Origin of the sequence: Sinomonas sp. G460-2 (genome assembly GCF_047759905.1) — a bacterium.
Classification (GTDB): domain Bacteria; phylum Actinomycetota; class Actinomycetes; order Actinomycetales; family Micrococcaceae; genus Sinomonas.
This window is the reverse complement of sequence record NZ_JBKZWT010000181.1, coordinates 1-7,341: the sequence shown is the minus strand read 5'-3', so window position 1 is coordinate 7,341 and position 7,341 is coordinate 1. Positions and strand designations below refer to the sequence as shown.

Sequence of the window (7,341 nt, the reverse complement as noted above, 5' to 3'; positions counted from 1 at the left end):
ACCCAGCCTGGCGCGGTCGGCATCGCGACCCCAAGCCTACCCACGGCGCAGGCCGATTCAACCCCTCCGGCGCGTGCCGCCCCCGACCACGCATGGACCCCGCGCCAGCCTGTGCCGCTCGACAACGAGCCCTCGGGAGGCCCCTTAGTCCGAGCGGAGCTCCGAATAGATGCATCCGCCGGGGAGGCCGTCGAGGTCCGGCCGGGCGACACACTCTGGAGCATCGCCGCTCGCCACCTTGGCCCGGACGCCACCGTGAGCGACGTGGCCAACGCGTGGCCTCGCTGGTTCGAGTCCAATCGCGCTGCCATCGGAGACGATCCCGACCTCATCCGGCCGGGCCTCCTCCTCGTGCCGCCCAACGGCTAGGCCGCCGCGCCCACCCCCTGACTCAGCAACGACCAACCACGCCGTCGACGGCGCCTACTCAGGACGGAACCCATGAACGCACCGAGCCTTGTCCCCGGCCGCACCCCGAGCCTTGTCCCCGGCCGTACCCCGAGCCTTGTCCCGAGCCTTGTCACCGGAGTCCGAGCCACCCAGCCAGCATCGCCACCGGATCCTGACTCACGTCCGAATCTGAGCTCGCAGGCAAATCCGCCATCGCCGCCGATTCCGGGCGCGCCGGCATCCGTCGTGAGGCTTCGAACCCATCGGGCGGCCCCAGTGGCCCGTCCCCGACCTGGCTCGCAGTCGGACGGGACCTCGGCCCTTGACGTTCCTCTCGCTGCGCCGACCCCGCGCCGGCTGCACGCCGTGGGATCGAAGAGCGAGCGGAAGTGGGTCGCCCAGCTCGCTGGCCGAATCACCGGCGCGGCCCTTGAGGTGCTCGCCGGGCACCGCCCGGTCCAGCAGCTCGCCGTCTGGATGCCCCGCGACTTTCTGGCCGCGCTCCAGCTGCGTGCGTCACTGAGCCGGAAGGATGCCCCCGGCGCAGCGCCGAATCTCGCGTTGGTTCACCGCGGCGCTGCCGTGCTGTCGTCACGGGCCAGCCTCGTCCGGCCGGGCATCTACGAAGCGTGCGTCGTGGCCTCGGACCAGCTCAGGTGCCGCGCGGTGGCCCTGAGGCTCGAACACGCCGACGGCGTCGGTTGGCGCGTCACGGCACTCGAAATCGGCTGACCGGTTAGACGGGGCACCAGCACAGGGCCGACAACTGACTACAACTGATCAGCGCGGCCCGCTGCCGCCGGCACTTGCCTGCCTGCTGTCGTGCCTGCCGGCTGACGCCAGCCCTGTGCCTGCCTGCCCGCTGACGCCAGCCCTATGCCTGCCCGCTGCCGCCAGCCCCGTGCCTGCCAGCTGACGCCAGCCCTGTGCCTGCCAGCTGCCGCCAGCCCCGTTGCGAGCTACCGACGGCGGTTTTTGGCGCGCCGGGGGGCCTGCTGCTGACCCGACGCGGGACCACTCCCAGGCCGACCGCCCGCTCCGCGCGCGCCCTGCGAACCGTTCTGCCGCGCCTTGGCCGAACGCGCCTGCTCGACATGGGTCTCGGTGGTGCCGTCCTCGGCAGGAGCGCTGTACTGAAGCTGCGCGGGTCGTGACGGCTCGTCGATGCTCGACTGCCCCTGCTCTTCGGTGACCTCGGCCTGCTCGATCTCCAGGTTGTACAGGAAGCCCACGGACTCCTCGCGGATGCCTTCCATCATGGCCTGGAACATCGCGAAGCCTTCGCGCTGGTACTCGACGAGCGGGTCGCGCTGAGCCATGGCCCGAAGACCGATGCCCTCCTTGAGATAGTCCATCTCGTAGAGGTGCTCCTGCCACTTCCGCCCGATGACGGAAAGGACCACGCGGCGCTCGAGGTCGCGCATCGTGTCGGGGCCGATCTGGTCCTCACGGTGCGTGTACACGAGCCGCGCGTCGGAGAGGACCTCCTCCTTGAGCATTTCCACCGTGACGCGGGACTTGCCCCCGGCTTCCTCGATGATGTCCTGCGCCGTGATCGTCGCCGGGTACACGGTGCGGAGGTTGTTCCAGAGTCCGTGGAAGTCCCAGTCGTCACCGTTGCCCTCGGCGGTCCCGGCTTCGATCATCGCGTTGAGAGTGTCCTCGATGAAGAACTGCACCTTCTCGTGGAGATCGTCGCCCTCGAGGATGCGGCGGCGGTCACCGTAGATGGCCTCGCGCTGGCGGTTGAGGACGTCGTCGTACTTGAGGACGTTCTTGCGCTGCTCGGCGTTGCGGCCCTCGACCTGGGCCTGCGCCGACTGAATGGCGCGCGAGACGAGCTTCGACTCGAGCGGGGTGTCGTCGGGGAGGCTGCTCGCCATGAGTCGCTCGGCGCCGCCCGTCCCGAAAAGACGCATGAGATCGTCGTTGAGAGACAGATAGAAGCGCGACTCGCCGGGATCGCCCTGACGGCCCGAGCGGCCGCGAAGCTGGTTGTCGATGCGTCGCGACTCGTGGCGCTCAGTGCCGAGGACGTAGAGCCCACCGAGCTCGAGGACCTCCTCGTGCTCGTCCTTGACAGCCTGCTGGGCGGCCTCGAGGGCTGCGGGCCACGCGGCCTCGTACGCCTCGGAGTCCGCCTCAGGGTCGAGGCCACGCGAGGCGAGTTCGGCGACGGCCATGAACTCGGCGTTGCCGCCGAGCATGATGTCGGTACCGCGGCCGGCCATGTTGGTCGCGACCGTGACGGCGCCCTTGCGGCCCGCCTGAGCGACGATGGCGGCCTCCCGCGCGTGGTTCTTCGCGTTCAGGACCTCGTGGCGGACTCCGGCCTTCCCGAGGGCCTGCGAGAGGTATTCGCTCTTCTCGACGCTTGTGGTGCCGACGAGCACGGGCTGGCCGGTCGCGTTGCGGCGCGAGATGTCCTTGACGACCGCCTCGAACTTGACCACCTCGTTCTTGTAGACGAGGTCGGGCTGGTCGGCGCGGGCCATGGGCTTGTTCGTCGGAATCGGCACGACGCCGAGCTTGTACGTGCTCATGAACTCGGCGGCTTCAGTTTCGGCCGTACCCGTCATACCGGAGAGCTTCTCGTAGAGGCGGAAGTAGTTCTGCAGCGTGATCGTGGCGAGGGTCTGGTTCTCCGCCTTGATCTCGACGCTCTCCTTGGCCTCGATGGCCTGGTGCATGCCCTCGTTGTAGCGGCGGCCGGGCAGGATGCGACCCGTGTGCTCGTCGACGATGAGCACCTCGCCGTCGAGGACCACGTAGTCCTTGTCCCGCTTGAAGAGTTCCTTCGCCTTGATGGCGTTGTTGAGGAAGCCGATGAGCGGCGTGTTGGCCGACTCGTAGAGGTTGTGGATGCCGAGGTAGTCCTCGACCTTCTCGATGCCCGGCTCGAGCACCCCGACGGTGCGCTTCTTCTCGTCTACCTCGTAGTCGCCCTCGCCGAGGCGCACCGCGATCTTGGCGAACTCGGCGTACCAGCGGTTGGCATCGCCCTGCGCAGGCCCCGAGATGATGAGCGGGGTCCGGGCCTCGTCGATGAGGATCGAGTCGACCTCGTCGACGATCGCAAAGTGGTGTCCGCGTTGGACGAGCTCGTTCTGATCCCACGCCATGTTGTCGCGCAGGTAGTCGAAGCCGAACTCGTTGTTCGTGCCGTAGGTGATGTCGGCGTCGTACTGCTTCTTGCGCTCGGTGGGGTCCATGCTTCCGAGGATGCAGCCGCTCGAGATGCCCAGGAAGCGATAGACGCGGCCCATGAGCTCGGACTGGTATTCCGCGAGGTAGTCGTTGACCGTGACCACGTGCACGCCCTTGCCCGAGAGCGCGTTGAGGTACGCGGGGGCGGTCGCGACGAGGGTCTTGCCCTCACCGGTCTTCATCTCGGCGATGTTGCCGAGGTGCAGCGCCGCGCCACCCATCAGCTGGACGTCGAAGTGGCGCATGCCGAGCGTCCTGCCGGCGGCCTCGCGGACGGCCGCGAACGCCTCGGGCAGGAGATCGTCGAGCTTCTCGCCGTCTTCGTGGCGCGCCTTGAGCCGATCCGTCTCCTCGCGAAGCTCTGCGTCGCTGAACCCCGTGAACTCCTCTTCGAGAGCATTGATGGCGTCGGCATAGACGCGCAGCTGCTTCAGGATCCGGCGGTCGCCGGTCCGGAGAAGGTTCTCGAGAAGGTTTGCCACGTGGCTTTCGCTCCCTTGTCAATGACGTGGCCCACAACGGGCCTGTGCAGCGGGCGTGTTTCAGTCTACGGGAGACACGCACGGCGGCGTATCAGGGTTCCCCAACGCGCCCACCGCTGAGCCCACCGTCGCGCCTGCCACTGAGCGCGCCGCCGTGCCCGCCGTTGAGGCGGCGCGCGACGGCGGCGGCGAGGCTCCCGCTCTCGGCGACCCGAACGTCGTCGAGCGTTAGCCAGTCCGCGAGGAGCCGCAGCTCGGTGGCCAACTCTTCGGCCGTGTGTGCCGGCGCGTCGGGCTCAGCGTGGATCGCGTGGACTAGCAGAGCCCCGCCGGCGCGATCTGCCTTGACGTCGACGCGCGCCACGAGCGTCTCGCCCAGGAGAAAGGGCAGGACGTAGTAGCCGTAGCGCCGCCGGTGGGCGGGCGTGTAGATCTCGATCCGGTAGTGGAATCCAAACAGTCGCTCCAGGCGCCGGCGCTCGAACACGAGCGAGTCAAAGGGACTCACGAGCGCCCTGCCCGCGGCGACACGAGGCACGCGCGCGGCCGGGTCCTTGTACTGCTTCCCCTCCCAGCCAAGGACGTCGACCTCCTCGGCCTCGCCCAGCCGAACCAGCTCGGCAAGCGCGCGCTCCGTCGCCTTGATCGGGAGCCGGAAGTAGTCCGCGAAGCATCTGACGGTGCCGATCCCGTGGGCCGAGAGCGCGGCGCGGGTCAGTTCGAGGGCGGCCTCCTCGCGATCCTCCGGGAGACCCACACCCAGGGCGGCGCCCGGGCCGAGGCCAGGACGGACGCCCGCGGCAATCCCGCGGCCGCGATAGTCCACTGGCAGGACCGCTTCCGTGAGGGCATAGCGGCGCTCGAACGACGGCGTGCGACCCGCAGAGCTCACAACCCCCTGCGCGAACAGCTCGCTCACCACGCGCTTGACGGCATTCCAGTTCCAGCCCCAGTTGTCGTTGCGGCGTTCCTCGATGTGTCCCAAGCGTTCCGTGAGCTGAGCCGAGGTGAGGGGCCGGCTCGTCGCGAGGACGCCCAGGATGCGCGCCGCAAGATCCTCCCGCACCGCGGTCTCCAAGCTCCCCGCGCCGATCCATGTCCGGCTCTGCCAAAGGCGCAGCGCCTCGAAGTGCTCGGGCTTGATGAAGCTCGCCTCGTGGGCCCAGTACTCGACCATGCGCCGGGGGCTGCGCGACGCCAGGCGATCGAGGAGGTCGCGGTCGTAGTTCCCGAGCCGGGAGAAGAACGGGAGATAGTGGCTGCGAACTAGGACATTGACGGAGTCGATCTGCACGAGCTGGAGCCGGTCAAAGGTGCGGCCCACCGCCCTCGTCGTGATGGGGGCGGTGGGCCGCGGGCCAATGAGTCCTTGTGCGGAGAGGGCGATGCGGCGGGCCTGCGAGAGACTCAGCGCACTGCCCACACGTTCTCCCTTCCAGCCGTCAGGAGACGACGGCTCCTTCGTCGTCGGACCGATACGCGAGGATGCGGTCCTCGACGGCGCTCTCCCCGGGCTCGCAGGCCTGATCGAGGCTGATGACGCCGTACGTCCATCCGCGACGACGGTACACCACGGACGGAGTGTTGGTCTCCGAGTCGATGAAGAGATAGAAGTCGTGTCCCACGAGCTCCATGTTGTCCACGGCGTCGTCGAGGGAAAGAGTCGCCGCCGGGAAGACCTTGCGGCGGATCAGGACGGGCGAATCGCCGGCCGGGATGTCGTTCTCCACGTCGTAGGGCGAGCGCGCATCCGATGAGGACGAGCCGGTCACGTCCATCGCGTGTTCCGCGTAGATGGGCGTGTCCCCGCTCACGACAGGGAGTGACGCGGTAGCCGTGTTGACGGCGATCGGGGTGTGCTTTCCGTGATGGACCTTGCGCCTGTCCTTGGCCCTCCTCAACCGTTCAAGCAACTTGCCGTAGGCGAGGTCGAACGCCGCGAACTTGTCCGGCGCCGTCGCTTCCGCTCGAATCACCGGACCCCGGCCGGTGACGGTGAGCTCGACGGTGAGCTGATCGCCTCCTGAGCGCGCGCTGGTCTGCTTGGAGCACTTGGCGTCAACCCGTTGCACCTTGTCCGCGAGCTGTTCGATCTTCTCGAGCTTCTCGGTGGCGTACTCGCGGAAACGGTCCGACACAGTCAGGTTGCGCCCGCTGATCTTGAACTCCATGGTGCCCTCCAGAGGTTACTTCGGCCAGCCCGAATTCGGCTCTCTGGGGGCCTACTGCTTGACAGTCGAGCCCCTTTCCGAGCCGCTATCGAGGGGTTCCTCCCAAGCTGGAACCCATAACTGACGTTAGTGGATTGTCACCGATTGCACACCCCCTCTTGCCCTGAAATTCACTCTGTGTCCGCCGACTGCGAAGTCTCGGCGTGTCCCGGCTCTGGTAGTGGCACGAAGGCAATCACTGCGGCACCGAGGACGACGGCGCCCGCCCCCTCGAGCGCGCGCGTCGCCTCGCGCACGGTCGCGCCGGTGGTCAGGACGTCGTCCACGACGACGACCCGCCGCCCCGCGAGCCCCGGATTCCGGCTGTTTCTGAACAGATTTCCCTTCGCTAGCCGGGCTTCTTTCGCGAGCAGAGTTCCCTTCGTGGGCGGAGCTCGTCTCGTGAGCAGAGTTCCCCTCCAGGCTCCTCTCGTGAGCAGAGTCCCCTTCGTGGGCGGAGCTCGTCTCGTGAGCAGAGTTCCGCTCCGAGCTCGTCTCGTGAGCTGGGTTCCCTTTGCAAGCCACGCTCCTCTCGCAATCCACGCTCCTCTCGCAAGCCTGGCCGCGCCCCGCACCTCGAGCGATCCGGCGACCCTTCCTCGCCGCTGGCCACGCCGGAGACCCTTCTGCCCACCGGCTCGCACAAGCGCGAGGACACCTTGGCTGCGCCGGCGCAAAACCGGGGCGCGTACCGTTCCGGGTGGGAGCCTTCCCTGCCGGGATACTCGGGCGAGCAGCAGACCGAGCGGATCGAAACCTCGACGCACGAAGGCCACAGTGCTCGTCGGAACCGGAACCAACCACACTTCGTCGAGTCCCCCGTTCGTGAGAGCCGAACCCTCAACACTGACCGGACCCTCAACACCGACCGGACCCTCAACACCGACCGGACCCCCGGCACCGACCGGACCCTCAACACCGACCGGACCCTCCGCACCGACCGCAGCGTTGATCGATCTCGCGAGGGCCGAGGCGAGCTCGGCGGCGATCGAGGGCGTCCCGTGGCGCTTGAAGGCGAGGAGCGCGTGCGCGAGCTCGCCGCGGTAGGCTCC

The 7,341-nt window shown here is 68.1% G+C and carries 5 protein-coding genes and 1 pseudogene; 2 read left to right on the top strand and 4 right to left on the bottom strand.

Translation table 11 applies throughout. The features are described from left to right. Positions 1-369 (top strand): LysM peptidoglycan-binding domain-containing protein (locus tag ACLN58_RS15030; protein ID WP_415856064.1); only part of this gene is annotated, 369 nt, incomplete at its 5' end. Positions 370-756: 387 nt separating this feature from the next. Continuing rightward, positions 757-1,122 carry an Rv3235 family protein gene (locus tag ACLN58_RS15025; RefSeq protein ID WP_415856063.1) on the top strand — a complete coding sequence of 122 codons (366 nt, stop codon included), beginning with the start codon at positions 757-759 and terminating at the stop codon, positions 1,120-1,122. 478 nt (positions 1,123-1,600) lie between these two features. Here ACLN58_RS15025 and secA read toward each other — a convergent pair. The 4 genes and pseudogenes from secA to ACLN58_RS15005 form a co-directional block, all read right to left on the bottom strand. After that, positions 1,601-4,079: pseudogene (gene secA / locus ACLN58_RS15020) on the bottom strand (preprotein translocase subunit SecA); the annotation flags it as partial. Between the two features lie 91 nt (positions 4,080-4,170). After that, positions 4,171-5,502, bottom strand: coding sequence for a winged helix-turn-helix domain-containing protein (locus tag ACLN58_RS15015; RefSeq protein WP_415856062.1), 1,332 nt, complete (start codon positions 5,500-5,502; stop codon positions 4,171-4,173). 19 nt (positions 5,503-5,521) lie between these two features. Further along, complete coding sequence (gene hpf / locus ACLN58_RS15010) at positions 5,522-6,250, bottom strand: ribosome hibernation-promoting factor, HPF/YfiA family (protein ID WP_415856061.1); 729 nt, start codon at positions 6,248-6,250, stop codon at positions 5,522-5,524. Between the two features lie 170 nt (positions 6,251-6,420). Further along, positions 6,421-7,341 (bottom strand): phosphoribosyltransferase family protein (locus ACLN58_RS15005; protein ID WP_415856060.1); only part of this gene is annotated, 921 nt, incomplete at its 5' end.